At 42.7% G+C, this 25326-nt stretch carries 27 protein-coding genes and 1 tRNA gene; 13 read left to right on the forward strand and 15 right to left on the reverse strand.

The window, feature by feature from the left end:
* Positions 1 to 58: 58 nt before the first annotated feature.
* The 3 genes from ABDW32_RS03195 (at position 59) to ABDW32_RS03205 (ending at position 4284) form a co-directional block, all read left to right on the forward strand.
* The gene (locus ABDW32_RS03195; protein WP_343559247.1) at positions 59 to 2305 is read left to right on the forward strand and encodes a TonB-dependent receptor; all 2247 of its coding nucleotides are present in this window, start codon (positions 59 to 61) and stop codon (positions 2303 to 2305) included.
* Positions 2306 to 2870: 565 nt separating this feature from the next.
* The gene (locus ABDW32_RS03200) at positions 2871 to 3233 is read left to right on the forward strand and encodes a helix-turn-helix domain-containing protein (RefSeq protein WP_077433103.1); all 363 of its coding nucleotides are present in this window, start codon (positions 2871 to 2873) and stop codon (positions 3231 to 3233) included.
* A gap of 550 nt (positions 3234 to 3783) precedes the next feature.
* Positions 3784 to 4284, forward strand: a complete 501-nt coding sequence (locus ABDW32_RS03205) for an RNA polymerase sigma factor (RefSeq protein ID WP_077433107.1) — start codon at positions 3784 to 3786, stop codon at positions 4282 to 4284.
* A 227-nt stretch (positions 4285 to 4511) separates the two neighbouring features.
* Here ABDW32_RS03205 and ABDW32_RS03210 read toward each other — a convergent pair whose 3' ends face one another.
* Together ABDW32_RS03210 and ABDW32_RS03215 are read right to left on the reverse strand one after the other, a co-directional pair.
* Positions 4512 to 5396, reverse strand: a complete 885-nt coding sequence (locus ABDW32_RS03210; protein ID WP_343559252.1) for an SDR family oxidoreductase — start codon at positions 5394 to 5396, stop codon at positions 4512 to 4514.
* Between the two features lie 208 nt (positions 5397 to 5604).
* Positions 5605 to 7800, reverse strand: coding sequence for a hypothetical protein (locus tag ABDW32_RS03215; protein ID WP_343559254.1), 2196 nt, complete (start codon positions 7798 to 7800; stop codon positions 5605 to 5607).
* Positions 7801 to 8192: 392 nt separating this feature from the next.
* Between ABDW32_RS03215 and ABDW32_RS03220 the strand changes: the two genes are divergently transcribed.
* Positions 8193 to 8318: a hypothetical protein gene (locus tag ABDW32_RS03220; protein ID WP_343559256.1), complete on the forward strand. Its 126-nt coding sequence runs from the start codon at positions 8193 to 8195 to the stop codon at positions 8316 to 8318.
* Here ABDW32_RS03220 and ABDW32_RS03225 read toward each other — a convergent pair.
* The 3 genes from ABDW32_RS03225 to ABDW32_RS03235 form a co-directional block, all read right to left on the reverse strand.
* A complete protein-coding gene (locus tag ABDW32_RS03225) occupies positions 8315 to 8833 on the reverse strand; it encodes a ferritin-like domain-containing protein (RefSeq protein WP_077433113.1) in 519 nt (172 codons plus the stop codon). The genes ABDW32_RS03220 and ABDW32_RS03225 overlap by 4 nt on opposite strands.
* An 87-nt stretch (positions 8834 to 8920) precedes the next feature.
* Positions 8921 to 9649, reverse strand: a complete 729-nt coding sequence (locus tag ABDW32_RS03230; protein WP_343559260.1) for a DUF72 domain-containing protein — start codon at positions 9647 to 9649, stop codon at positions 8921 to 8923.
* Between the two features lie 141 nt (positions 9650 to 9790).
* Positions 9791 to 9864 (reverse strand) — tRNA-His (locus ABDW32_RS03235).
* Positions 9865 to 10065: 201 nt separating this feature from the next.
* On the opposite strand from ABDW32_RS03235, the gene ABDW32_RS03240 reads away from it, so the two are divergent.
* The gene (locus ABDW32_RS03240; protein ID WP_343559263.1) at positions 10066 to 10626 is read left to right on the forward strand and encodes a DUF4230 domain-containing protein; all 561 of its coding nucleotides are present in this window, start codon (positions 10066 to 10068) and stop codon (positions 10624 to 10626) included.
* Positions 10627 to 10772: 146 nt separating this feature from the next.
* On the opposite strand, the gene ABDW32_RS03245 is transcribed toward ABDW32_RS03240, so the two are convergent.
* Positions 10773 to 10988: a hypothetical protein gene (locus ABDW32_RS03245; protein WP_343559266.1), complete on the reverse strand. Its 216-nt coding sequence runs from the start codon at positions 10986 to 10988 to the stop codon at positions 10773 to 10775.
* Between the two features lie 229 nt (positions 10989 to 11217).
* Between ABDW32_RS03245 and ABDW32_RS03250 the strand changes: the two genes are divergently transcribed.
* Entirely contained in the window at positions 11218 to 11874 is a 657-nt protein-coding gene (locus ABDW32_RS03250; RefSeq protein WP_077433119.1) for a response regulator transcription factor, read from the forward strand.
* Positions 11875 to 11888: 14 nt separating this feature from the next.
* Positions 11889 to 12092: a hypothetical protein gene (locus ABDW32_RS03255; protein WP_077433121.1), complete on the forward strand. Its 204-nt coding sequence runs from the start codon at positions 11889 to 11891 to the stop codon at positions 12090 to 12092.
* A 41-nt stretch (positions 12093 to 12133) separates the two neighbouring features.
* On the opposite strand, the gene ABDW32_RS03260 is transcribed toward ABDW32_RS03255, so the two are convergent.
* Both ABDW32_RS03260 and ABDW32_RS03265 read right to left on the reverse strand, forming a co-directional pair.
* On the reverse strand, positions 12134 to 12382 hold the full coding sequence (locus ABDW32_RS03260; RefSeq protein WP_077433123.1) for a Rho termination factor N-terminal domain-containing protein: 249 nt from the start codon (positions 12380 to 12382) through the stop codon (positions 12134 to 12136).
* A gap of 106 nt (positions 12383 to 12488) precedes the next feature.
* Positions 12489 to 13028 carry a type 1 glutamine amidotransferase domain-containing protein gene (locus ABDW32_RS03265; RefSeq protein ID WP_077433125.1) on the reverse strand — a complete coding sequence of 180 codons (540 nt, stop codon included), beginning with the start codon at positions 13026 to 13028 and terminating at the stop codon, positions 12489 to 12491.
* A 140-nt stretch (positions 13029 to 13168) separates the two neighbouring features.
* Here ABDW32_RS03265 and ABDW32_RS03270 point away from each other — a divergent pair, with 140 nt between their 5' ends.
* Positions 13169 to 14176: a glycosyltransferase family 9 protein gene (locus tag ABDW32_RS03270; RefSeq protein WP_343559274.1), complete on the forward strand. Its 1008-nt coding sequence runs from the start codon at positions 13169 to 13171 to the stop codon at positions 14174 to 14176.
* On the opposite strand, the gene ABDW32_RS03275 is transcribed toward ABDW32_RS03270, so the two are convergent.
* From ABDW32_RS03275 to ABDW32_RS03295, 5 genes are read right to left on the reverse strand one after another with little or no spacing between them, the layout of a single operon-like run.
* On the reverse strand, positions 14094 to 15194 hold the full coding sequence (locus ABDW32_RS03275) for a glycosyltransferase family 9 protein (RefSeq protein ID WP_343559276.1): 1101 nt from the start codon (positions 15192 to 15194) through the stop codon (positions 14094 to 14096). The two genes, ABDW32_RS03270 and ABDW32_RS03275, sit on opposite strands and share 83 nt — an antisense overlap.
* Position 15195: 1 nt before the next feature.
* Positions 15196 to 16686 (reverse strand): PfkB family carbohydrate kinase, encoded by a 1491-nt coding sequence (locus tag ABDW32_RS03280; protein ID WP_343559278.1) that lies wholly within the window; start codon positions 16684 to 16686, stop codon positions 15196 to 15198.
* Entirely contained in the window at positions 16664 to 17245 is a 582-nt protein-coding gene (locus ABDW32_RS03285; protein WP_077433133.1) for an HAD family hydrolase, read from the reverse strand. Before ABDW32_RS03285 ends, ABDW32_RS03280 begins: the two co-directional genes overlap by 23 nt.
* A gap of 3 nt (positions 17246 to 17248) precedes the next feature.
* Positions 17249 to 19105, reverse strand: a complete 1857-nt coding sequence (locus ABDW32_RS03290; protein ID WP_343559281.1) for a glycosyltransferase — start codon at positions 19103 to 19105, stop codon at positions 17249 to 17251.
* An 11-nt stretch (positions 19106 to 19116) separates the two neighbouring features.
* The gene (locus ABDW32_RS03295) at positions 19117 to 20058 is read right to left on the reverse strand and encodes a glycosyltransferase family 4 protein (RefSeq protein WP_343559283.1); all 942 of its coding nucleotides are present in this window, start codon (positions 20056 to 20058) and stop codon (positions 19117 to 19119) included.
* Between the two features lie 234 nt (positions 20059 to 20292).
* On the opposite strand from ABDW32_RS03295, the gene ABDW32_RS03300 reads away from it, so the two are divergent.
* Positions 20293 to 21765 (forward strand): MFS transporter, encoded by a 1473-nt coding sequence (locus ABDW32_RS03300; protein WP_343559285.1) that lies wholly within the window; start codon positions 20293 to 20295, stop codon positions 21763 to 21765.
* A gap of 43 nt (positions 21766 to 21808) precedes the next feature.
* On the opposite strand, the gene ABDW32_RS03305 is transcribed toward ABDW32_RS03300, so the two are convergent.
* Entirely contained in the window at positions 21809 to 22543 is a 735-nt protein-coding gene (locus ABDW32_RS03305; RefSeq protein WP_077433139.1) for a metallophosphoesterase, read from the reverse strand.
* Between the two features lie 2 nt (positions 22544 to 22545).
* Positions 22546 to 23364, reverse strand: coding sequence for a hypothetical protein (locus tag ABDW32_RS03310; protein ID WP_343559288.1), 819 nt, complete (start codon positions 23362 to 23364; stop codon positions 22546 to 22548).
* 160 nt (positions 23365 to 23524) lie between these two features.
* Here ABDW32_RS03310 and ABDW32_RS03315 point away from each other — a divergent pair, with 160 nt between their 5' ends.
* From ABDW32_RS03315 to ABDW32_RS03330, 4 genes are all read left to right on the forward strand, one after another.
* Positions 23525 to 24010 (forward strand): YetF domain-containing protein, encoded by a 486-nt coding sequence (locus ABDW32_RS03315; protein WP_077433141.1) that lies wholly within the window; start codon positions 23525 to 23527, stop codon positions 24008 to 24010.
* A 23-nt stretch (positions 24011 to 24033) separates the two neighbouring features.
* Entirely contained in the window at positions 24034 to 24705 is a 672-nt protein-coding gene (locus tag ABDW32_RS03320; protein ID WP_343559291.1) for a DUF6766 family protein, read from the forward strand.
* Between the two features lie 42 nt (positions 24706 to 24747).
* Entirely contained in the window at positions 24748 to 24993 is a 246-nt protein-coding gene (locus ABDW32_RS03325; RefSeq protein WP_343559293.1) for a hypothetical protein, read from the forward strand.
* A gap of 116 nt (positions 24994 to 25109) precedes the next feature.
* The gene (locus tag ABDW32_RS03330; protein WP_077433147.1) at positions 25110 to 25316 is read left to right on the forward strand and encodes a hypothetical protein; all 207 of its coding nucleotides are present in this window, start codon (positions 25110 to 25112) and stop codon (positions 25314 to 25316) included.
* Positions 25317 to 25326 lie beyond the last annotated feature (10 nt).

Raw genomic sequence — 25326 nt, forward strand, 5'->3', positions numbered from 1 at the left:
CAAATGTACTCTACTTTTGCGATGTAAATTTAATTATATTAATTCTAAATAGTAGAGCATGTTAAAGAAAAGTATACTCTGGAGCATCTTGGTTTTGCCCAGCGTTGTATTGGCTCAAAGCAATAAAACGGAAAAAGGGAACAATAAAATAAATCCTGCAGTTGACTCCACAAAGGTGGATAGTACAAAATCATATGTGCTATCGACAGCGAACGTTGTTGCTAACAGAACAACAATACCATCTTCGACCTTACGTCTTGGCGAAAATCTTTTGGTGACACCACAAAATATTCAGGTTATCGATCAGCGCCTGCTCCAGGATCAGATGATATTAACGACTGCGGAAGGTTTGTCGCGCAATGTAAGTGGTGTACGGACAATCACACATCAGGAAGAGGGCAATGTCGGAATTGCTGTACGTGGATTTCAAGCCTCAAATCTTCGGAATGGGATGGACGTAAGTGGCAGTTTTGGACCACTACGTGAAGATATGGCATTTGTGGAGCGTGTTGAATTTGTGAAAGGGCCAGCAGGTTTTATGATGGGCAATACGCAGCCTGGCGGTTTCTATAATATCGTGACCAAAAAACCGTCGGGAAATAATCAAAAAACAGCGCAAATGACCTTGGGGAGTTATAATTTATTACGCGCGGCGGTTGATATTGACCAGCGCTTGAGCAGTGATGGTAAGTTTTTAGGTCGGTTTAACGTTATGGGAACCAAGAAGGGGAATTTTCAGCAAAATGTCGGTCACGAACAATTTGTGCTGAACCCATCTTTTAAGTATAACGCCAGCGAAAATACAAATGTAATATTCGAATATATTCTCTCACAAAATAATTTTGAGGGTGGATTCGCAAAATATGCCTATGGTATTGATGGTTTTAAGGAGGTAAAGAAGAACTTTTCATTTAGCGATCCGATTATAGATCCGACCAAGTCCTGGGAACACAACATTTTCGGTACAATTAATCATAACTTTAACGAAAACTGGCTGTTGACGGCACAGTTCGGTTACGTCCGCTCCGAAATGGAAGGAGCTTCCCTGTATGCGAATTACAATACGATTGCTTTAAAAGATGGTGCTGATGGTGTAAAAAAGGGAGATGTAACCCGTAACCTCAGTATAAACGATGCATTGAATACCTCAACTGTCGGGCAGATATTTACGCGGGGTAAATTCAAAACAGGAGAGATCAGCCACCATATTCTTGCAGGATTAGACATGGGCAAGAAATTCTATGTGGCGGATTGGTCCGAAGCCGGTAGTATTGTCGATCCCAGCAAAAGGCTGCCAGTCAATTCCGATGGAGAGGTGATCTTTAATATTTATAATCCTATCTATGGCAATTTGACCAAGGAGATGTTACCGGTGTATGATCGATCCAAGTCATTGCGGGAACGTGGCGCCAATTATCTATCGGATTATTCGTATACTTCTGTCCATATTCAGGACGAAGTCCATTTTTTAGAGGATAAGTTGAGGGTTGCCGCCGGCCTAAGATATACGGAGACGAAGAAAGTGTCTATGGCCAATAAGGGTAATGAAGTTAAAAATGAGGCGTTTACACCGCGATTTAGTGTGGCAGGGCTGTTGACGCCTACCTTTACCCTCTATGCGTTATATGACGAGACATTTCAGGAACAGACTGGGGTACTGTTGAATGGAGGAACTGCCGAACCATCCTACGGGCGAAATAAAGAGGTCGGCCTGAAGAAAACCTGGTTTCAGAATAAACTGATAACCAATTTGACCGCTTATCATCTGACGAAGACCAATATGCTTACTGCAGCCGGAGTGGACAATCCCGGAAAGTTTGAACAATCTGGCGAAGCAACTTCAAAGGGAATCGAATTGGATGTCAACGGGCTTATTAACAAAAACTGGAATCTGGTATTCAATTATGCTTATACTGACGCCAAGGTTACGAAAGATAAAGATCCCAAAAAGATCGGTGGAATGTTATACGGTACAGCCCGTCATATTAGCAATGCATGGATAAAATATACCATTACAGAAGGGAGTTTAGAAGGCCTTGGATTTTCCGCAGGCTACGAATATCAGGCCAAGCGTGCAACCTGGCCAGTTGTCCAGGATCATAAGTACCTACCTGATGATCTGTTTTCTATAGATTTGAGCGCGTCTTATCAAAAACATAACTATCACATTGCACTTTTGGTCAATAATGTGACAAACCGCTATAATTACGTTGGTTTCTATCCCGGAGCCTGGGGCTATACCCATTATGGCTGGCGGACGGTCAACCCACAGGGGTTCAGGTTAAACCTCGCCTATAAGTTCTAATGAAAACCAGGATACGTTAAAATTAGTTTTCCTAAATCTTACCTAAGGGTGCCCTTAAATCTGGCGCCCTTAGTTTTCTACCTTGTTACAGGTCCTGCAGTGGCGTTATTCAGGTTACAGATTCTAAACAAGGTAAATAGGAACAATCCTTATCTCCTGTTATGGCTCCATAGAGACACATACGACCTTGTCATAAATAAGTGCATTGTGGGGGCTTGACAAGCGCTATAGCTGTGCCAGGGAACAGCTCTCTTTGTATCAATAGAATACCGAAAATGGAGTCCGACGAGCTGCTATGTACAAGTTATTTTTAGTTACGCTGGAGGGCAGGGCCAATGAGACAATTTTAAGCGCGAAGTTGAAGAGTAGGGTATTCGAATCGCGTATTTCGGGTAAGATCTGAAGGTAGTCATCAATTGTACCAATATTTCCTGTTTCTGTTCCATTAATTGAGGTTTTCGTCCTATATCTAAACGCAAAGTGAATATTAACTTTATTGCCAACGAAGAATCTATTGAGTTGCTGTAAGTAACGTATAGATTGGATTAAAACATAATTTATAACGATGATGATCAACGGAAGAGATTTTTGGAAAAAAAATGATGAGGAGACAATCCTTGCATTTAAAACACTCATTGAGCAGTATCTTCATAAACACAAACGACTGGATTTTTATTTGTCCAAGCTTAATATTTCAAAACTGGAATTAGAGCGGATATCGGCCGATGTGTTGGGTTTATCTCCTGCAAAGTTTTTACGGAATTTTATAGTGGAGCGCATTAAGAAAGATTTGACAACAACGGAAATTCGCATGAAAACCTTGTGTGACAAGTATGGCTTTGCTTCGGCATCGACATTGACACGGTTTGTAAAATCGAGCACTGGTATGACTCCTAGCCAGTATAGGGCGCTTAAGTATGAAAAATAGCTGGCTATCCAATAGGGCTACCTACTACCCATTGCAACTTTCGTCACCCTTTGGTTCACAGCTTCCTTTTGTGAACTAAGCGTTTTTAATCCTAAAATCAGGTTTAAGACCATCTGAATTTCTAATCCTTCATCGTGAGCATGCTGTACGCTAATCAGGGTTTGGAGCGCTATTTTATCCTTTTTCTTAATCAATCGAATCAACGCTCCTCGGAAGGCATGTGGAGGGTCTGCAAAAAGCTACACTGCTCGCAGCCATAATCGTTGATTTTTCTACAATACCAAGGTATTTCTAACATTACCGCTACGGTTTATTACCTAATTTTTATTTTTCAGTTTAGTTACTTTTTTTAAATAATTGTAAATTAAATACCTTAAAACAAATTTAAAACTTCCTCCTTTCTACCTTCTATTGATAAAACGTATTACTACGCTAAACTGTCGAAGGCATATTGCTGTTGATAAATGCCTTCACTCTTAGCACCCTTCTTGTAGTACCATGTACAGATCAACCTTAATAATATCAATTTAAACAAAAGAGAGGATAAGTTATGGACAACTACAATTTAAATGTACTTATTAACGAGAAAAGAGGTATGTTAAATCACTTCGCAGCTAAATTTACCACCGATCCGGATGAAAAGGAAGATCTGATTCAAGAAACTTGGATCCGGGCCCTAAAATCGCTCGATAAGTTTGTACAGCATCCTAAATTAATGAGCTGGTTGTATGTGATTATGAAACATGTTTATATTAATAAGTACCGTAAAACAAAACGCGTTGATGAAATTCAGGATACATATGTTGCCTTAGAAAGCTCCAATAATATAGTCCATAATAAGGAAGTTAATAAATTTATGGCAGAAGATATCGAGAAAGCAATGTGTAAGTTAACACCTGAAAACTATGAGATCTTCCGCTTGTTTTTGGAAGGTTATAAATACAATGAAATTGCCGACTACTTTAATATGCCAGAAGGAACAATAAAGACGCGGATTCATGTATCCCGTAAAAAATTACAGAAGCAGCTTAAATTATATAAATTGAATTAATTTTCCACTGTTTATTTTATGATTACAAAGTGAAATCAAACTTCAGCTCGTGGACTCCACTTTAAAGGTTTCCCGTGTTGTTGTTTGATTTTTGTGATTCACACTTTGATAAATTGGGCAATCGTCTTGTAAGGTCTTCTTATTTTGCTGTAGAAAGGCCAAGAAATAAAGTAATTGCCAACCCGGCAAGGGGTTGGACAATACAATACAATGCAATACAATACAACTTACATCGCAATTTTCCCGCCTGTAACAGCGATCGTAGCTCCAGCGATATAACTGCTCTCTTCAGAGGCCAAGAAAACATAAGCCGGTGCAATTTCGGCTGGTTGTGCAGGTCTTTTGATAGGACTATCCTTCCCGAAATTCTCAGGTTCGGGCATCGTTGAAGGGATTAGGGGTGTCCACACCGGACCGGGAGCAACGGCATTGACGCGAATTCCTTTGTCCTGTTCGAGAAGCATCTGCGCAAGATTAGCCGTGAAATTCTGAATGGCGCCTTTCGTTGCAGCATAATCGAGTAGCACGGCGTTGGGATGATAGGAATTGACGGAGGCTGTATTGATGATCGAACTCCCTGCCTCCATATATGGGACGGCTGCCCTACATAAATAAAACATACTGCGAATATTCGTTTCAAAGGTGCGGTCCCATTCCTGGGACGTCAGTTCTTCCAGCGTTTTATGGGCCATCTGGTAGGCGGCATTATTGACGAGAATGTCTATTCCTCCCAATTCTCGGACAGCGAGATCGATAAGTCCGTTAGCATAGGTTTCGTCCCGCAGATCACCTTTGGAAAGAATGGCTTTGCGACCAGCTTTTTCCACCAGACGGGCAGTTTCGGCCGCATCCCCGTCCTCCATATCATAGCCGTAGCTAATGATTAGATCTGCCCCTTCTCGGGCATAGGCAATGGCTACGGCGCGACCTATGCCTGAATCTCCACCAGTGATGATGGCGCGGGCCCCTTTAAGCCTTCCGTTGCCGACATAGCTTTCTTCACCATGATCGGCCAAAGGCTTCATTTCGGCTTCAATGCCGGGCACCTGTTGTTCTTGTTTAGGAAAAGGGGGAACTGGATATTTCGTGTGTGGATTTTTAAATTGTGTCATAGTATTGATTTTAAGTTTAACTTATCTCTCGCTAAAAAGAACCGCTGGAAATTCGAAATAGTTCATAAAAATTATAAACCTAATCGTCATTTCTACTTGACGGCAATCGAGTCATCACCTGCATAGGCGGCTTTTTCGATTATTTTTTCGAAAAATTTAACCCGTGAAGTTGGTCGGATCAATATGAAAGTGCTGGAACAGTAATGCGTTATTTCCAGGTTATCCGTACGGTACCCGTTCCTGCTAGCTCAAACAGGCCAGGCGATTTTTCTTTAATGGTCTGATAGTTGGATTTATTTTTCTGTCTGACTTCAAATGTTGAAAGCCCTATTTGGGACGTGCGGATCAGCCTGATCGTACACTTGAATCGAGAACTGCCCGTCAGATCGAATGAGGCTGACTTTTTGCTGGTCTGAAAGTTTGTGACCGGATAATCTATAAAGATAAGGAGATCTGGATCAGCTAGCCTGTAATATTGTCGCGGGACAATCCCAAAGGCGAGACCCGCACCGTATACTTCCTGACCAACGGTTCCGTTTTTTTCCCAGCCGTCGTGGAGATCTTCAAGGGGAATCCATAGATCATTTTGAACTTCTCCCGTCTTAACATCCTCCGAGATTATTTCACGAGGTAACATTGGTGGAAAATAGTAAGCTAACCTATCCAGCGCATATTTAATAAATTCTGGAATAAGTATTTTTAAAGCGGGTAGAATTTCTATTCCATTGCTGACCTCCAGGTAATGATGAAGGGCTGCAAACACTTCCAATTCTTCATAAGCTGCTGTATATGGCGCATCATTTAATGGAAAAACGCCAAAAAAATAGGGGAAATTTTGCCCATACCCGTAATCACATTCCCAAATCTGGCAGTTTTTGAATATACCTGCCAGACAGCAGTAACTCAATTCTAAGTAGCGTGATTCTCCCGTTTCTTTGTACATTTCGACCAATGCGCCTGCAGCAAAGGTGGTATTATTGGCCTGATAGAAGATGTCAAAAGCTAAGCCATCCAGGCTTTTTAAGGCTTTTTCGGCCTCACGAATAAATCGTTTTTCGCCTGTTAGGTGCCAGGCCATCAGCATCACATGAGCATAGGAACCCGGAACATCTTTTTCGCCGCCCTTCCCGGGCGAAGTTTCCGCTTTTAATACTTCCAGGGTCGTCATTTTATAAAACACCGGCCAGTTATATTCAAAATGTCTGGCTACATGAATAGCGTAATCCACTGAATCCAAAAAAAGTTTTCTTGCCGTCTGCCCACCCCGTAATGCCAATCGCGCAAGATTCAACAGCGGATGGTGAAGATACCAGGAATCCATTACCATTTCACGTTTCTGTTCCTCGGATTTGTCGAGCTTGTCTTCGAGTGCTGGATGCCAGCGTACAATAGTTTTTAGCTGTTCGTCGTAAAACACTTTCAGCCCGCTATCCAGATCATTAAAAAGCGGATGATCAGAACCATCCCATGTCAAATATTCCTGTAATGGCAAAAGTACGGCCAATTGCACCATAATTTCACTAGGAGTTTCGTAATCTGCTACATAGGCATTTAGAAAAGGAATACCATTCGTCTGAGTCCAGCAGCCCTTATTATGATAGAGATCGTTCATTACATTCTTGGCGATCGCTATCCAGTCATGATATTTTGGTTCGGGTTTTGGTATGAGGGTATAAATGCTGGATAAATGATCGAGAAATTTTGTAGCAATGTCATTATCCGCTACGGGGATATGCTGGTCCAACAAAACAAATGCATCGGATAGGATATATTCGGTATCCGCTGGAAGCGGCTTTTGAGCGTTTATGGGAAGCTGGAAACCTATCTCTGGCCAGTTCCCACCTACAGTTTCCCGAAGGGACGCTTCGGTTGCCTGGCAATATGCCGATATTGCCGTCAGATTTTGGAAATAAAACACCGAACCGACAGTCGGTTTGGTCATGCTAAAATAAAGCTGGCCCGACCTTGTTCCTACTTGATGTGCATGAATAATACCGGCCGTATTTTGGACATTCCCTTCCTTGGTAAGAGGGGCGATATCCCGTGGCCAGAAGGGTATCAATATTGGTAAGTTTCCCCGAAAGCTGGTTGTATAACGAAATACTGCTTTTTCATTAGCAGGAATCGATATAGTCATACGATAGTATCCTAATCGCGTGGTAGCGGTTACAAGAATTTCATTAGGCTTCTCGTCGATATTTACTTTTTCAAAGTTACTATTCATTCCAAAGGCCAGTCTGAAAGCGATCCGCCCACCATTTGGCCAGGTGGAAACTAACCATATGGAATCTCCGGTATTGAATAGTTTGATATTGTAATTTTCAATAGACAGTTCACATATATGCTTATGTCTACCGATATCTGCTTGAACGGTTGCCATCCATGGTGTAACAGGGTTTATCATAGTATCAAAATTAAAGCTTATTTTCTTTGGCCTATTATTCCCAACTAGCTGATGAAGCGTGCTGCTCCAGCAAAAGTTTTATTAAATATTTCAAATCTTGCGATTGAGAGATATATGGTTTGTCAAATGGTAGATATATTAATATAAACTGTTAGCTATTTAAAGAAAAATAATTTAGTGCAAACAAACACATGTTAGCTCTTGTCCTTTTAGTGAAGACTGCTTGTCCCAGTCATGAAGAAAGTTTTTTTTAGCTAGGTTCTTTCCAACCTAGCTATTTTCTTTTATACCGCTTCGGTTCGAACACCTTGGGCATCCTCATGGCTATTATTGATAGCCTGAAATGATTAAAAGTCTTGTTGGCTTCTTTACAACATAAAGTAAACCTTGCGATGGCAAAATTTGATGCACTATTTTGGGAGGAAACGAACACCTTGCTGTTCCGTCTTTTTGCGCTTAAGGAGAGGTCAGAATTAAAATTAAAAATGCCCGAATCTTCGGGCATTTTTAATCGTTAGGATGCAGACTCGTTAACGCTGGAGATCGCGATATCTGTCAGCAGGCTATCTGTTTGTTTTTCTTCATCCAAAGTCTGCTGGAGCAGTTGTTCAGCTTCGCTATGCTCCATAAGTTTTGCATAGGTCACCAAACAGCCGTAGCTCGCAATCTCATAATGTTCTACTTTTTGTGCAGCCGAAATAAGTGCTGCATCCAATGCAGGGTCGCCTTCAAAACTGTCGATAATCTCGTCAGCTTCCTCTAACAAACCTTCCATTGCCTTGCATTTTTTGCCTCTTGCACTCATATTCAAACTGGAGAAGACCTCTTTTAAACGTTCAACATGGCCTTCTGTCTGTTCGTAGTGCTGATCAAATGCTTGTTTCAGCTCATCGCTCTCGGCTGCCTTGCTCAGCTTTTTAAGGCCTTTCAGAAGTTGTTTCTCCGCACCCAGGATATCTTTTAACTCGTCTACGAATAACTCATGTAAATGCGCATTCGGCATTTGTTGATTGTTTTGCGTTGATGTTGCCATAATTTTAATATTTTATAATTTTATAAAGGGAACAGCGCTAAGAAAGTGATGGTTTGATTCTTTTTAAAATCATTTTTAATGAATGCTTTATTTCAAAAAATTTCGTATTGTCTGCGCATTCGCTGGCGCAAAAGCCTGCTGGTCGTTATCAAAATAGAGGTAAACATCTTTTCCTTCTTTTTGGCAGTTTGTGCAGTAGTCCGCCCAAGCTTCTAAATTTTCCCTAGTGTAGCTCCCTTCATATTTGTTTCCGGGACCATGCAGACGAATGTAAACAAAATCTGCGGTTAGCAGTCGTGGGCTTTGATATCCAGCAAGGTCATAAATGCAATAGGCGCAATTGTGCTGCTCAAGCAGTTGGTAAACCTCCGCCACATTCCAGGAATGATCTCGAAACTCAAATGCAAACCTGTGATCGGCAGGCAACAATTTTAGAAAATACGCCAAACGTTCTGGATTAACCCGCCATTTTGGTGGCAATTGAAATAGGATAGGTCCTAGTTTTTCCCTTAGGTAAGACGCTCTTTCGATAAATTGGTCGATGTCCGCAGGTTCGACGTGAAGTTTTTTCAAATGTGTGATAAAGCGGCTACCTTTTACCGCAAACACAAAGTCCTCAGGAACCTGTTTATACCAGTTTTCAAACATTCCCGTTGTAGGTAACCTATAAAATGAATTATTAATCTCTGCGGAATAGAAATGTTTCGAATAATAATTCAACAGGTCTTCGTTCTTAAGCCCCGCCGGATAATACGTGTTTTTCCAATGTTTATAATGCCAACCTGATGTTCCTACATAAATCTTTCCCTTTTTCATCTTCGTATTGTTAAGCTTACTGGAAATGAACAGGGCTATCAATTGAATGGTTGGCAAAAATTAAAGATTAGGAATAAAAGGCTGTTGAAATGATGCCCTATAAATTAAAAAAGGCAAATCATTTTATGATCTGCCTTTTTGGGTAAGTAATCGGGCTCGAACCGACGACCCCTAGAACCACAATCTAGTGCTCTAACCAACTGAGCTATACCTACCGTGATTTTGATGTCACAAAAGTAGTATTATACGCCATATCTTCCAAATGTTTTTTAAACTTTTTAATTAAACAATTGTCTATCAAATGGTATATTTTTATCAGATGGTATGATAAGGCAGTAAAAGATAATATTCGCGTAATATTTTCGCTGCAAATATCCATTATTGGACCTTGGTCTATTATTTGTACATTACTAATTATGGGAAAATTTTTAAAATTTTTAATTATCGTAGCCATTTTGGCAGTGGGGGCTTGGTTTGTCTATCAAAAGTATAACAGTGGACCCAGAGTGGAAAGTAAACACCAGCTTTTGGTGGACCGTATTGAAGCCATGGGGAAATTGGAATTGGTCAAATACCGTTACAGCGATGTCGTAGAACATAAAAACATCAATACTTTTTTGCCTACGGCTAGCGTTTTGCTTATTGTGAAGGCTGATGCCGTTGGTTGTGTTAATTTAACAAAACTGACACCCGAGGATATTAAGGTGGTTGGAGACTCTGTTTCTATTAAACTGCCAGCACCGGAAATTTGTTACATCAAGATTGACCACGAGGCCTCAAAAGTCTATGATACGAAGATGGCTTTCCTAAGAGAGGCAGAACTGGTTGATGAAGCCTATAAAACTGCTGAAAAAGCGGTAGCCGATGATGTGAAAAAATCCGATATTCTGCAGCAGACCAAAGCAAATGCAGCTACGGTCTTTAAACCATTATTACAAGGATTGGGATTTTCAAAAATCAACCTGACATTCGAATAAATTCACTGCTTGTTGGGTAAAATAAAAAAGCTAGACACCTCCGTGTCTAGCTTCCTACAATAAATCTATCTCCGGCCGTCTCCCGACGGAAGAGCACATAATTATGCTATTATCACTGGATGAACAATAATCAAAACCATATCGTTTTATTTTTTTGCAGATGTGTCTGGTTGTGGCGTAGGCGGAATATCACCTCGCGATTCCCTTGAATTCGTATCTCGATACTGGATTGTTGTCGTGTCATTTGGTACAGAATCACGCATTAATTCACTCGATTTCTGATCAGTGGTTTTACCATTGCATCCGTAAATTGCGAATAGAATGGCTGATGTCGCCATAAAGGCTTTCATTGTCTTCTTCATAAGGATTACATTTATTAATCTGTTGCGCGCTGTCAAGCAGGCATTGTATTAATAGAACAGCTCCATCTCAAAAGTCGTTTAATTTTTTAAATTTTAGTTTTTTTGATTATCTATTCGATAACCCCCCGTCTTAGTAGCTCTATACGTTGATATATTTTTGTGAAAAACTTTTTACAGTTTACTTATGTTCCTATTAGTATAGATAATAAGTTCATGTAAATTGGAAATTATGATACAGTTAATGCTTGTAGACGACCATCATTTAGTGAGAAATGGTTTTCGACTAATTTTGGAAACTCAAGAAGATATGGCTGTATTGGCTGATGTCGAGAGTGCGGAAGGAGCTTTGGATTTGTTGGCACAAAATAAGCTCCCGGATATCATTTTAACGGACGTGAAAATGGAAAAAATGAATGGCATCACATTCATAGGACGTATCAAGGAAAAATATCCGCAAATCAAAGTACTTGCCCTTTCGATGATGAACGATATACAGACAGTTTTTGAAGTGTTACGTGCTGGCGGAGACGGTTATCTCGTCAAAGATAGTTCCGCTGATGAGGTCGTCTTTGGGATTCGCCAGATTGCGAATGGAGAGAAATACCTAAGTGTTTCATTAGGCCTTTCCTGTATAGAGAATTACAGACTATACATGGAAAATAATCCGGATAAAGGGTTTATAATGACTAAATATGATATCTCTGAACGGGAATTGGCTGTGCTTGAATTGATTTCAGAAGGCTATACCAATGCAGAGATCGCTGATCGTATATTTTTAAGTAAACGTACAGTGGAAGGACATCGGCAGCGCCTGATCGAAAAAACGAGAACGAGAAATACAGCTGAATTGGTCAGATTCGGTTTTCATAATATGCTTTTACATTAATAAAATAAATAGTTATGGCGACAAAAAATGAAAATAGACTGGTTGGAAAAGAAATGGAGAAAAAGAAAAAAGTGAAACTTGGTACCGATGGTGAAGTGTTAAAAGATGTGGATCATAAGGATAGGGGGGACGCTGAAGCGGGAGTGGATCCGCAGGTTGACCAACTGAATGATATGCCAAATGATCCTACGGACCGGCCCAAAGAGAAAAGGAAATAAAGAAAGTCGCTTCAGTAGGCGACTTTCTTTATTTCCTTTTCCTAGTTTTTGCCTTGTTTCTCAATAGCCTTGATCAGCTCATCCTTGGTCATATCGTGACGGCCAGTGATTTCAAGTTTTTTGGCCATTTGCAAGAGTTCATCTTTTGTTTTACTGGCATTGCCATTTTCGGTACTTCGTTGAGCTGACGAACCTTTTGTGTTACTTTTGTTCATGCTTTTTGCTTTGTCAGTGTTGCCATGTGACTGTCCTTTGGACGTGTTACTGGCGGTACGTTTCGCTGTGTTCATAATATTTTGATTTACGTGTTACTTAATAGCTGAACAGCTTAGTGAACCTAAATGTTGACCGATTTACTACGTAAAGATCATGTACTTCTACGTCTTTTTAAGGGATTTATGTCTTTGCAAAAGCTTTAATAATTGCTTTATTGAATTCAGGTAAATCATCAGGTGTACGGCTACTTATTAGTCCCTCGTCAATGACAACAGCACTATCTTCCCAATTGGCACCAGCGTTGATTAAATCTATTTTAATTGCTTCTACCGAAGTCATTTTCTTGCCTCTGACAAGATCTGCATTGATCAAAAGCTGTGGCCCATGGCAGATGGCAGCAATTGGTTTATTACGCTCCCAAAAAGCGTTAATCAATGCAATGGCAGTCTTGTTGGTGCGAAGTTTATCGGGATTGACGACACCACCGGGTAGTAGGAGGGCGTCGTATTTATTTTCCTCGGCCTCCTGAAGCGTGACATCGACAGCATACGCTTTAGACCATTCATCGCCTTTTTTTGAGCGGACTTTATCCTTTGAAGGTGAGATAATATGGGTTTTGGCACCTGCATTTTCCAATGCTTCTTTCGGACTGCTCAACTCGATTTCTTCAAAACCATCGGCAACCAGGATAGCGATCTTTTTATCTTTTAATTTTTCCATGTGAAGAAATGTTTTGTTCTTATATGTTTTGTTCTTATATTGAACGGTTTTCCTTCATGGAAAGTTTGATTAATCTGAAATTAAACTGCATTTCCGCAAACCCTTTGTCCTTGAACATTGTCCATTTTGTAAATCATACTATGATGCTTAAAATTGCTGTTTTCCGTGCGCTTCAATTGGGTGATCTGCTCTGTGCAATGCCCGCAATCACCGCATTAAAATATAATTATCCTGAATCTAGGTTATATTTTATTGGCCTCCCGCATATGAGGCCGCTATTGCAGCGCTTCGATTGTGTGGATGAATTTGTAGCCTTTCCCGGGCATCCCGAACTCCCGGAACTCCCTTGTCATCCTTTGGCTTTGGCAGATTTTGTAAAACGAATGCAAGCTGAAAAGTTTGATCTCCTTCTACAACTACAAGGAAATGGTACAATCGTAAATGATTTCTTAAAGAATTTTGGAGCCAAGCGGTTGGTTGGCTTTCGACCGAGTGGATCAGCGGAGGACAGCGGCTGGCTTGAATATCCCGATAAGCTGCATGAAGTAGATCGGCATTTGGCACTTATTGACTTCTTGGGTCTCCAAATTCCAAATAGGACCATGTACTATCCTTTATTTAGCTCGGATTGGTCTGGCTTTGAAGTAATAAAAAATAGGCTTGCTTATCCTTTTGTTATTGTCCATGTGGGAAGCCGGGATACAAACAGGCAGTGGCCGCTTGAAAATTTTGTACAGTTAGCAGAGCACCTCCATGCCAAAGGTTACCAAATTGTGCTGACAGGAGTCTCAGCGGAGAAGCAAAGGATCGCTGCGTTTGAAAATCTGCTGACTTTCAGGGTGCTCAACCTATGCGCGCAGCTCGATCTGGGCGTACTGGGCTGTCTTGTGCAGCAAGCTTCCCTGGTCATCTGTAACTGCACGGGAATCTCACATATCGCGGCCGCCTTGGAAACCCGAAGTATTGTGCTCAGCATGGACGGCGAGCCCGAACGATGGGGACCTCAGAATAAGTGCATACATAAAACCTTTGACGCAAGAAAACCCATCCAATTAACTGATATTTTTAGTGCAATTGATTCCCTTCTTGAATTTCAGTCTCCCGTCGGTCAAAACGTAGCAGCAACTCCGAAAATTTCTCGAGGATAGTATCCACCGTGAATGGGGTATATTCCGCCTGAGTGTGTTGCTGATCGACAAAAATATTGATGGAATTTTTGGAGCGTTTGCCAGCACTGACAGGGTATAATATAAAGGTAGACTCCTGCGACCAAGGGATATGTTGAGGATTTGTCTGTGCATAAAGCACTAGGGTCGGGGTCTTTAAGGCACAAGCCATGTGAACCAAACCTGTATTGACTGTAATCACGGCCCTCGCACCCTTGACAAGTGAGAGTAGATCCGGGATAGATGTCTTACCGATGAGGTTGAACATTTGTCGCGACCCGATATTTTTTCGGCAGGCAGCCAAGTAATCGTTATCATTTTTACCCACGAGTAGCACCGGATAATGCAGGTCGAGCAACTTTTGAATAAGTTCCTGCGCGATTTCTACCGGAATACGCCGCTTTTCTTCCGAAACATCATAATTAAGGATGATATAGTGACTAAGTGGCGCTGCTAATCTTAAACTGCAGGGATGATCCGGCATTTTTAAGGTAGGAAGCCTATTTGTATGCGATGAGATCCCTAAATGAGTTAGCAGCCCCAGATCTCGTATAATTTGATGCTGAACCTGAAATAATGGTTCTTGGTCTGGCACCCAATCAGTAAGCAGGGCATAGGGGTTCTCCCGCATATACGCTGCCCGTTTGGGAATGCCTGCCATATACGCCAGGAAGATAGCAGCCATGGGATTCTGGCTATAAACGTTAAAAATCAGGCAGCCATCAAAATGCAGTGCTTTGATAACGTGAATAAGGGCTTCGGTGCTTGCTGCTGAATCTTGCTCTGTTAGTTTCATCCAGGGGGCATCGTATTGGATATAGTCATCAATAGTCCCCAGATACGGTATAATTGGAATGGCCATTTTTGAGGCAAGCAGCGTAATTTTGCAGGATGGCATTTGATGTTTAATTTCCTGGAGCGCTGCATTGTTCATAATAAGATCACCCATATTATCGAGGCGAATGACCAATAGGTTTCTACAATCTTTCCACTGTCCCATATTAGCTTATTTTCTTTAATACTTGCTTATTTTCCTGCACACGCTGGATGATTTTGGTCGTTGATTGCTGGTGCACATGCTCAACATAAACCAATTTGGTCCCCAAGGAGTGCAACAATCCCTTTTCGGGTATATCTTCATCCCGGTAAGCTTCGCCCTTTACAAATACATGTGGTCTTACCTTTTCTAAAAGTGGGATCGGATTATCGGAGCCTGCATCGCCAAAAGGGACGACGTAATCCACGGCTTCCAGCGCGCAAAGCACTTCAATACGATCTTCCAGCCTGTTCACTGGGCGCGAAGCTCCTTTCAACCGGCTAATGCTATCATCCGTATTGATGCCTACGATAAGGATATCGCCCGTTGCTTTCGCCTTGCCCAGGTAATGGGCATGCCCGGCGTGGAAAATATCGAAACAGCCATTGGTAAAGACCAGGCGATGTTCTTTGCGGAGCCTATTGCATAGTGCTTCTAATTCGTTCAGGTCAGCTATAACTTTGTTATTCGGTTCGCGGATCTTTTGCGCCAGTTCCTGACAGCTGCAAGATGCGGTTCCACTTTTTGCTATTCCGATATGTGCTGCCTTGATACTCAGATCAATAGCGTTATCCTGATCGAGCCCGTTAAAATAGGCGAGACAGAGCGCCGTCAGAAATGTATCGCCGGCGCCCGAAAAATTACCTTCTTTTATCTCAGGCACCCGGTAATGGATAGGGGCGCTGTCCCTTTTGAATAGAATAACACCATCTTTGTCTAATGTAAGCGCCACCCAGTGCGCATTGGCGACTTCAGCCAGCTGCTTCGACCACTGCATCCCCTGACAGGCGCGATCTTCATTTTCTCGCTGGCCTAATATCAGGCGCGCCTCTTCATAGTTCGGTTTGATCAGATTCGGACGAAGGCAGCTGTATTTCCGGTAATCTTTACTATCCACAACAATTATTTTAGGATGCAGTTGTTGCTCCTGATAGAGCATCTGAATTAATTCGTCCGGAATGCTGCCTTTATCATAATCCGCAATGAAAACAATATCAACCGATTGAAGGGCATCTTTAACCGCTAGCAGGTAGTATTGTAGCATGGCATCGTCAAAGCTATATTTTTGACCGATATCGTAACGTAGCAAACACTGTTGCTCCCTTCGCAGTCGTGTCTTGGTAAGCGTCTGGCAGCTTTTACTATACAAAATTCCATTAGTTTCAATTCCTTTTTGCTGCAGCTGATCTACAATAAGGGCAGCATTGGAATCGTCCCCAAGCACGGTAACAACAGATACGATTGCTCCCATACTGTGAAGATTAACGATGACGTTTCCAGCTCCGCCGAGGCAATGCACAACGGTATTCACATCAAGTACCGGAACACCTACATCGGGCGCAAGCCTTTTACACGCACCGTCCAGATAGATATCCAGCATACAATCTCCAAGAACCAAAACCTTTGGTTTATTAAATCCATTCTCTACCAATTCATTTAATCTCGTATCCTTCATAATGTTTGTTTTTTAACGCAATAAGCTGATTGAGCTCCGTGAAATCATCAAGAACAAAATCGGGTGTAAATTTGGGATTGCTAATCCGGTCGTCTAAACGTTCTCTTTTGTTTCTATCTACCAGAATGGTATGACAGCCCGCTGCCCGGCCCGCGGCTACATCGTTGAGAATATCACCGATCATCCAGGATTTTTTGAGGTCGATGTGGAGGTCGTCAGCTGCCTTAAAAAGTAAACCGGGCAGTGGTTTACGGCAGTCACACTGTGGCTCCGCTGTCACATCCGAATGTGGGCAATAATAAATACCGTCCAAGATGATATGTTCGGTTTTCAGCTGATCCCGTAGCTCCGAAAACGCGATTTCCAGATCTGCTACGGTAAAATACCGTTTGGCAATGCCAGACTGGTTGCTGATCACGACTAATTTATAGCCTCTTTTTTGAAGTAGCCGGAGTGCAGGAAAAATATCAGGGTAACATTTGATACGGGCAGGATCAACGTTGTAAGGCACATCCTTGATGAGCGTTCCGTCTTTGTCCAAAAATATTGCTTTTTCCATTGTTTATGCGATCAGTTTTTTGTGAACGAGATGATGTTGCTTGGAAATGGAACCCAGGTTCATCTGCTGCTCGACCAGGGCACAGAGCTGATGGATGATATGGAGCTGGACTTCCTGGATGCGTGCGGTATTCTCGGAGGGAACTATCAGATTGTATTCGCCATAGGCTGTCGCCTGTCCACCGTCTTTTCCGAGGAGGTTTACACAGGTAATATCCATCTTGTTAGCCTCCTTAAGTGCATTGATGATATTCTCCGATTTTCCGCTCGTGCTCAGGCAAATAAGCATATCCCCCGGCTGTCCCAATGCTTGAACTTGCCGTGAGAAAATACTGTCGTAACCGAAATCATTTGCCCATGCGGTCAGGACCGAAGAATCCGTATTCAGGGAAATTACAGGATACCCCGGCCGATGTGGAATTTCAAAACGGCCGATCAGCTCCGCCGCAAAATGTTGGCTTTCAGCAGCGCTGCCGCCGTTACCACAGATCATGATCTTCTTGCCCTGACGCAAGACATCCACCATTTTGTAAGCCAGTCTGGCAATGCCTCCGGCCAAAACTTCGGCCGCCAGTTCAAAGGTCCGGGAGGAGCCCATAAAAGTATCCTTAATCTGCTCAATCGCTTCTTTTTCGCGCCGCATTGGTATACATTGTTCGTACAGTTGCGCAATACTTTCACTGATTTTGTTCCAGGTAAAGCTTCGCACATGTTTCAGTGCATTAACCGCGAACCGGGTACGTTTTCGCTCATCATTAATTAAATCCACTATCGCCGCGGAAAGCTGTTGCGGTTGCTGCGGCGGCACCAGGATGCCTGTCTCCCCGTTGCGTACGGTAAAGGAAATACCCCCGACGTCAGCACCGATCACAGGTGTACCGCAGGCCATCGACTCCAAAGGAGTGATACCAAAAGGTTCATACCAAGGGGTGGTAATAAACAATTCACTTGCAGCATAATAATATTTGAGTGTATCCCGTGTTTTCTGTCCAGTGAAAATCACCTTATCGCTTACATTCAGCGCGGAACAAAGCTGTTGAAGACGCATAAATTCTGCTTGGTCATCCGCGGCCTCCAGGTTCCCGCCAACAACCAGCAGCCTTAATTCGGGAAGCAGGTGCTGGGCATGGGAAAACGCTTCGATCACGTTGTCGATGCCCTTACGTTTCACCATACGTCCAAGCTGTAAAATATAGGTAAATGCTGGATCGAGTCCCAACTTTTCTTTTGCTTCTGTCCGGTCCAAGGGGTGGAAGTCATTGGGGTTATAACCGCATGGGATAATTTCTATTTTATCCTGTGGGGCCTGATAATGTTGAATCAGATCCTTTAGATCATTTGGGCATTCAGCGATAATGCGCTCCGCCTGCCAAATGATATCTTTTTCGATTTGTTCCCGCACTTTAGGAAATTTATCCGAACAGCCCTGATGTAATCGACGGACAGCACCTAGGGCATGAAAAGTAATAACAAAAGGGATTTTAAGTTGTTTTTTTAGTGCCATTGCTACCATCCCTGAAAGCCAAAAATGGGCATGGACCAAATGGTAGCTGAGCTCATTACCTTGGATAAACTTGATCATTGCTGAACTGAATTCGTCCATGTATCCATAAAGCTCTTCCTTCGGAAGTATATGAGCTGGACCAGCCTCCACGTGGATCACACGGATCAGCGGTTTCCAGTAGATAATCTGTTCTTGCTCCTCGCTTTCCTTTCGTGTATAGATATCGACCTGGTAGCCCAGCAAAGCAAGCTGAGTGGCAACCTCCGCAACATAAACATTTTGCCCACCACTATCTTTGCCACCTAAAGTGGCCAATGGAGAGGCATGATCACTGATAAAAGCTATTTTCTTTTGCATGATATTTTGAGTTAGTTAATTTTTTGATGAATGAGATAAGTCCATTGCTGTGCAAAACGCTGGATATCAAAAAGGTCAGCGGCCTTCTGTGCGGCCTGTTCGCCTAAGTGCTGCGCATGCTTCGGATTGTCAAGTAGCATTTTCATTTTTTCGACCAAAATGTCGATGTCCAAACCTATATATCCCGTTTTTCCATTTTCGATAATAGTTGATAGCTCAGTGGTCGCCAAACCCACGACGGGCAAGCCGACCATCATCGCTTCACAGATCGCCAGCCCGAGACTCGTATACCGGATCGGATTGAAAAAAAAACGATAGTCTTTAATGAATTCAGGGAGTTCTGGATGCAGTACCTCCCCAATACCCCAAGGTTCATTGCCCATGCCGATCAGATCTAGCGGCACCTGTTTTTGGACGCGCTCAAATAAGTCACTACCCAGCATGCGACCACGGGAAGGCAGGTTGTTAACAACCACAATCCCTCTGTCGAGAAGACCTGTATATTTAACGCCATGCACTTCCACACCATGGGTGATAACCCGTACGTCCGGGAGATCCGTTTTCCACATCAATTGATTGAAATGCGTCACATGCACCAATGTTACTGCAGGATTTGTCACGGGATGTACCTCATCACAGGGATGCTGCCAGGGCGGGTCATGCTCAATATAAATACCCGGGAGTTGACGCTGCTCCGACGATAAGATATCATATTGATCCTGCAGATAATTTTCATCACATTGAAAGAGAATAAGGTCCAGTTCAAGATTCCGCACCTCGCTCGCCGGAACCTCGATCACATTTTCTCCAAAAGGGAAGGTGCTGCCCCGGCCGACATATCTTGGGCCATGTTCCGGGGTATAGGGAACATAAAGAATGTAATCCCCCAGGGATAAATAGTATAAATAAGAACCATGGATGTGCCAAGTGAGGACGCGTGGTTTGTGTGCCATAATTTTTCTTGTTTAATAAAAATGTAAAAGGATCAATCCAACTATCGAGGTCACGTTCGTCCCGACCAAGCCTAGTCAACTTATCTTTTGATTAATGAACTGCTGACGGCGGCAGTTGGTTGAATGGACTAATACCCTTTTAAAGGAAAGAAATACGCTGTGTTGCGTATAAAAACTATATTTTAACTTTTGAGCAACCAAACTATCTAGGCAGACGTTACATCAGAAAACGTTATGGATATCAAGCCAAAGCTGCATCTGGAACCAGCAGAAATTAATCGAAGTCTGCGCATGGTCATTATCGATGGCTTGTGTTCTGAAGTGGTTGTCTGTTTGAGCAGTGGCGCGATTTTAATCGGTGCTGCACTGCTGCTCGGAGCAAGCAATTTCCAGATCGGCTTACTTGCTTCTTTTCCTACGCTTTGTAACTTGGCACAACTGCTTACCATTTTATTGATACAACGTTACCCCAACAGAAAGTTAATTACGGTGTTAGCGGTATTTCTGGCAAAGATACCGCTGTTGATTATTGGAATCGTGCTATGGAGAAATACACAGCTATCCTTCAGTATCCTGCTGATTTTTATGTTTGTACATTATTTTCTGAGTGCCCTAGGTGGGGCCGGCTGGAATGCCTGGATTAAGGATCTTGTTCCCGAACAGCAGCTGGGAACTTATTTTTCCAAACGTACACGGCTCATGCAGCTAACAAATATTGCGATAAGTCTGGCTGTGGCAGCGTTGGTTGATTACTATACCAGGAACAGGGGGGATGAATTACCCAATCTGTACGGCATTTATTTTTTTGCTGCTGGTCTGATAGGTGCAATTGGTGCGTTCTTTCTCGTACAGGCCAGCGAACCCAAACAGGAAATATCTGGCGGGAATTTAGGCAGTTTATTGCTTGAGCCCCTAAAAAACACAAACTTTAAAAATCTGCTTATTTTTAATGCGGCATGGGTACTGGCCATCAACTTAGCGATTCCCTTTTTCACCGTGTTTATGCTTAAAACCTTAGGGCTGTCGATGAAAGTCGTTATTTTGCTGACCGTGGTCAGCCAGGTCGCCAGTGTTGCCGGCCTGCCTTTATGGGGCAAATTGTCGGATCGGTACAGTAATAAAAGTATAATTTACCTGACGGCACCGATCTATATCTGTTGTATTCTTTTATGGATATTTGTTGGCATCTATTCCCGGGCACTGCCCAACCTGATTCTTTTGGTTCTTCTCCATATCATGACCGGAATCTCGACGGGAGGCATCAATTTGGCGCTCACAAATATTGGCCTGAAACTCGCGCCAAAAACCGACGCTATTATATATATCACCGTAAAGAATATGGTCGCCTCTTTTTTTACCGCACTGGGGCCAATATTGGGCGGTTTACTGGTAGACTACTTCGCGACGCGCGAACTGCAGATCAGTATTTCCTGGAAAAGTCCGAATTTGGAATCCGTCGCAAAATTGATTTATCTGCATGAATGGAATTTTCTGTTTCTACTGGCTTCAATACTGGCCTTTTTTTCGCTCCGCTGGCTTGGCAAAGTGCAGGAAAACGGGGAGGTAAGTCACCAATTGGTAAAGCGTATTATGAAAAAGCGGTTTCGGGCCGGGTTAAAGGAACGTCTGCTCGTGGGGAATATTATTACTTTACATGCGCAGTTAAAGCAGATTTTGAAACGGAAGGATCTCCCCGCCAAGGAATGAGCTAAGGCCCGGACTGCCCAGCAAGGCCGGAGGCGGTCGCCCGCTAGATGTCGATGAGGGCAAAACTGGTATCGTCGCCATGATGCGCCTTCAAAACAGGAACGGCCACATTGTAAATCGGGATGCCTGCGGGGGATTGCGCTTTAAATTTGCCCGCATGTGCATGTCCGTGGAATGCGGCTGTGACATTTCGGCGCTGAATAGGTTCCATCAGATGCGTAGAACCCAAAAAAGGGTAGATCTCTTTGGGTTCGCCCACTACAGTTTCGGCGATGGGAGCGTAATGGAGCAGCGCTACCTTTTTTATGTCTGTATATTCCTGCTCTAGCCTTGCTAGCGCCCGGTCCAATAGGAGGGATTCGTTAACTGCTTCCTGAACAAAACTTTTCATCGCATCTTCGCCAAACATCGAGAGCATATAGCGGTCAAAGCCGCCGCCAAACCCCTTCACGCCAGCAAAACCGATGCCTGCTGTGACAATAGCCTCCCCATCCAGGACGCTGACCTTGCTATCTGTCAGAATCTGACGAATCTGCTTTTGACGGCCTTTTTCATAGTCGTGATTTCCCAGAACTGCAATCACCGGAACTTTTAAGTGCTGTAATTCCGCAACGAGCATTTCCGCTTCTTCTTCGTCACCCGTATCTGTCAGATCGCCACATAAGAGCAGAACTTTGGCTTTTGTGGAAATTTCCTCAAATATAGTTTTCCATTTTCCATGTTGGCTCTGATTCATATGAATATCACCTATTGCTGCAATTGTTGTTTTCTTTGCCATCGCTATACAGTTTTTATCGTATATGATTTATAATCCCATTCTTTGATATCAATTTGGTATTGCGTCTGATCAATCAGCGGACCCAAACACACTTTTTCGAGGCAGGGAGGAAGATCATACTGTTCCTGCGCACGTTTGATCAGTTCGTCGAACAAATCCCGTGGGATAATATCGCGATAATCATGTGGATAAGTAAACTGGAATATAATCAGCTGCGCCAGTAGAAGATGCCAATGTTGATCCATGCGCATCAATAAATGATTCCAGTCGAATTGTTTTCCATAACGGAGCCACAGATGATTAATGTCAGCACTATCATGACGTTCCCGATTTTGTACGTATAATTTGCACCAGACAAGTTCTTCTGCCGGAACGTAGCGCACCGGCGTGTCAAATAAGATGCCTTCCGGTGCACGATCGTACCAATCTTGTTCTATCGTGCAATTATGATTGACACTATCGAATATGATATCAATAAAATAAGGTGCTTTATGAATTTTGGCAAGCCAGCGGACATCGGTCAATTCAGTCTGGTAACCATTGGCGGCAAAATGTTTCAGTATTGCCGGATAAGCACTGCTTTTGCAAAAAATATCGAGATCTTTGGTGGGCCGGATAATCCCCGTATAATGAAACATTGCCAGCGCACCGCCAACCATAAAAGAGCTGCCGCTGCTGTGTAGCAGCTGTAGTGTATCCTGAAAGAATGTAATGCATTCTTTAGGGGGATTATCAAGATCGATCATAGTATCATTTTTAGTTAAAACAGCCTTAAAATCGTAGTAGTTTGGATTCAGCTCATGAAAACGTATTCCCCACATTTAGCTCGGGTATAAGTACTTGATTTCCATTCTCAGGCAAACCGCTTCAATGCCTGCAGAGGTTCTCATTAAAGCAAAAGGAGCTGTTTTGTGACAAAGGATTCAACCTTAAACGGCTTTACTCTTGTTTATCGAACAATTAAATTAAACTGAAAAAATCATGGAAAGTTTATTCGGCTCGGGTGAGGAGCTCTCAATGGTTCAGATGGGAATGCGTGCATTGATTATGTTTATGGTAGCCCTATTTTTAGTTCGTTTGGGTGGAATCAGGATATTGGGCAGAAAATCAGGAGTGGATTTTGTGATTATAATCATGTTGGGTTCGGTATTGGCACGGGGCATAGTAGGTGCATCGCCTTTTATGTCGACTGTATTTGCAGGAGCTGTAATGATTATGGTCAATAAGATTTTGGCACAAGTATCGGCTCGCCTCCCTTATTTGGGTAATCTCGTCAAAGGGAAACCTGCTGTATTATATAAAAATGATCAGATTCAATGGGATCAGATGGATCGTTTGGGAGTTAGCCGAACAGATTTATTGACCAGTTTGCGCCTGGAGACGCACAGTAAGCATCTCGATGAAGTTGATATCGCATTCATGGAACCCAATGGAAGGATCAGCTTTACCCTGAAAACAAAAGCATAATATCTTATCATAAAATAACAGTTATGAAAACGAAAGATTCTTATTCCTTTTTATACCGGAATGGTTTGAGCCTGGTATTCTTAATCCTTTTTATTTTTGCGCTCGGAATGCAATTTGTCACAGGTTGGAAGGTACACAACGAGGAGTTACAACAAGCGCAGCAAGCGCCTTTGACATTAGTTTCATACCTCAGAACCGGACATTTTATTTCAGCCACTTTTGAAAATTTTGAAAGTGAATTTTTACAGATGGCGCTTTACGTCATGCTTACGGTGGGATTGCGCCAATGGGGATCCGCGGAATCAAAAAAGCTGGATGAACCTGAGGAGGTGGACCGTGAACCAAAACCCGGGCCGGACGCACCTTATCCTGTTCGAAAAGGAGGATGGCTGCTGCGTATATACAGTTCATCCTTGTTTATTTGTTTTGCGCTGCTATTCCTGATCAGTTGGGTCGTACATTTTTATGGAAGCTGGCGCCAGCATAATATGGAACAAATACTTGATGGTTTGCCGCCTGATGCCGCCTGGACTTATCTGCTGATGCCTCAATTCTGGTTTGAAACCTTTCAAAACTGGCAGAGTGAATTTTTATCCGTACTGTCAATTGTATTTTTTACCATTTTCTTAAGACAAAAAGGATCCCCGGAATCCAAACCTGTAGATGCGCCACATGCGCAAACCGGAAAGAACTGATCTATACAGATTCAGAATATTATCAATATAAATTGGATTAAAATGAAAAGATCGAAATTAATAATGGGCGTCCTAGCTCTAATGTTCGTGCTGCTTGCATGCAGGGACAGAACGGATAAAACCGCTGAAGACAATATACCTGTAACCGATACCGCAGCGAACAGTCAGGGTGTCCCGCTGGATAATATTCACCGTAGTCGCCCCGCAGATACACTTCAGGACAGTATTGCCATGAAAGATCAGGGTGTTCCTTTGGACAATCTTGACCGGGAAAAGGACGGCGAATAAGTTTACGTAGTTCTACCTGTTATTGTAAGGAAGTACTCAAATTGGAAGTTAGGAGAACTTTTCCATTTTTGATAAGGTTCAACATCCAAATAGTTTGAACACTTAAACACTTGTATATGAAAAAAATCAGTCTTTTAGTCGTATTACTTCTCGGATTGTGGGGATGCGACAACAGTAGCAATAAGGGAAATCAGGCAAACGGTTCCTATGATTCGTCCATGACACCGGACGAAGGGCAGACTCCTCCAGCCGGCAGGGATACGCTTGCTTCAGATAGTACGGATAGCCTACAACGTCAGCCATCTCCGGCGAAACCACAATAGTGAGCCTGAA

Source organism: Sphingobacterium sp., assembly GCF_039596235.1.
Taxonomy (GTDB): domain Bacteria; phylum Bacteroidota; class Bacteroidia; order Sphingobacteriales; family Sphingobacteriaceae; genus Sphingobacterium.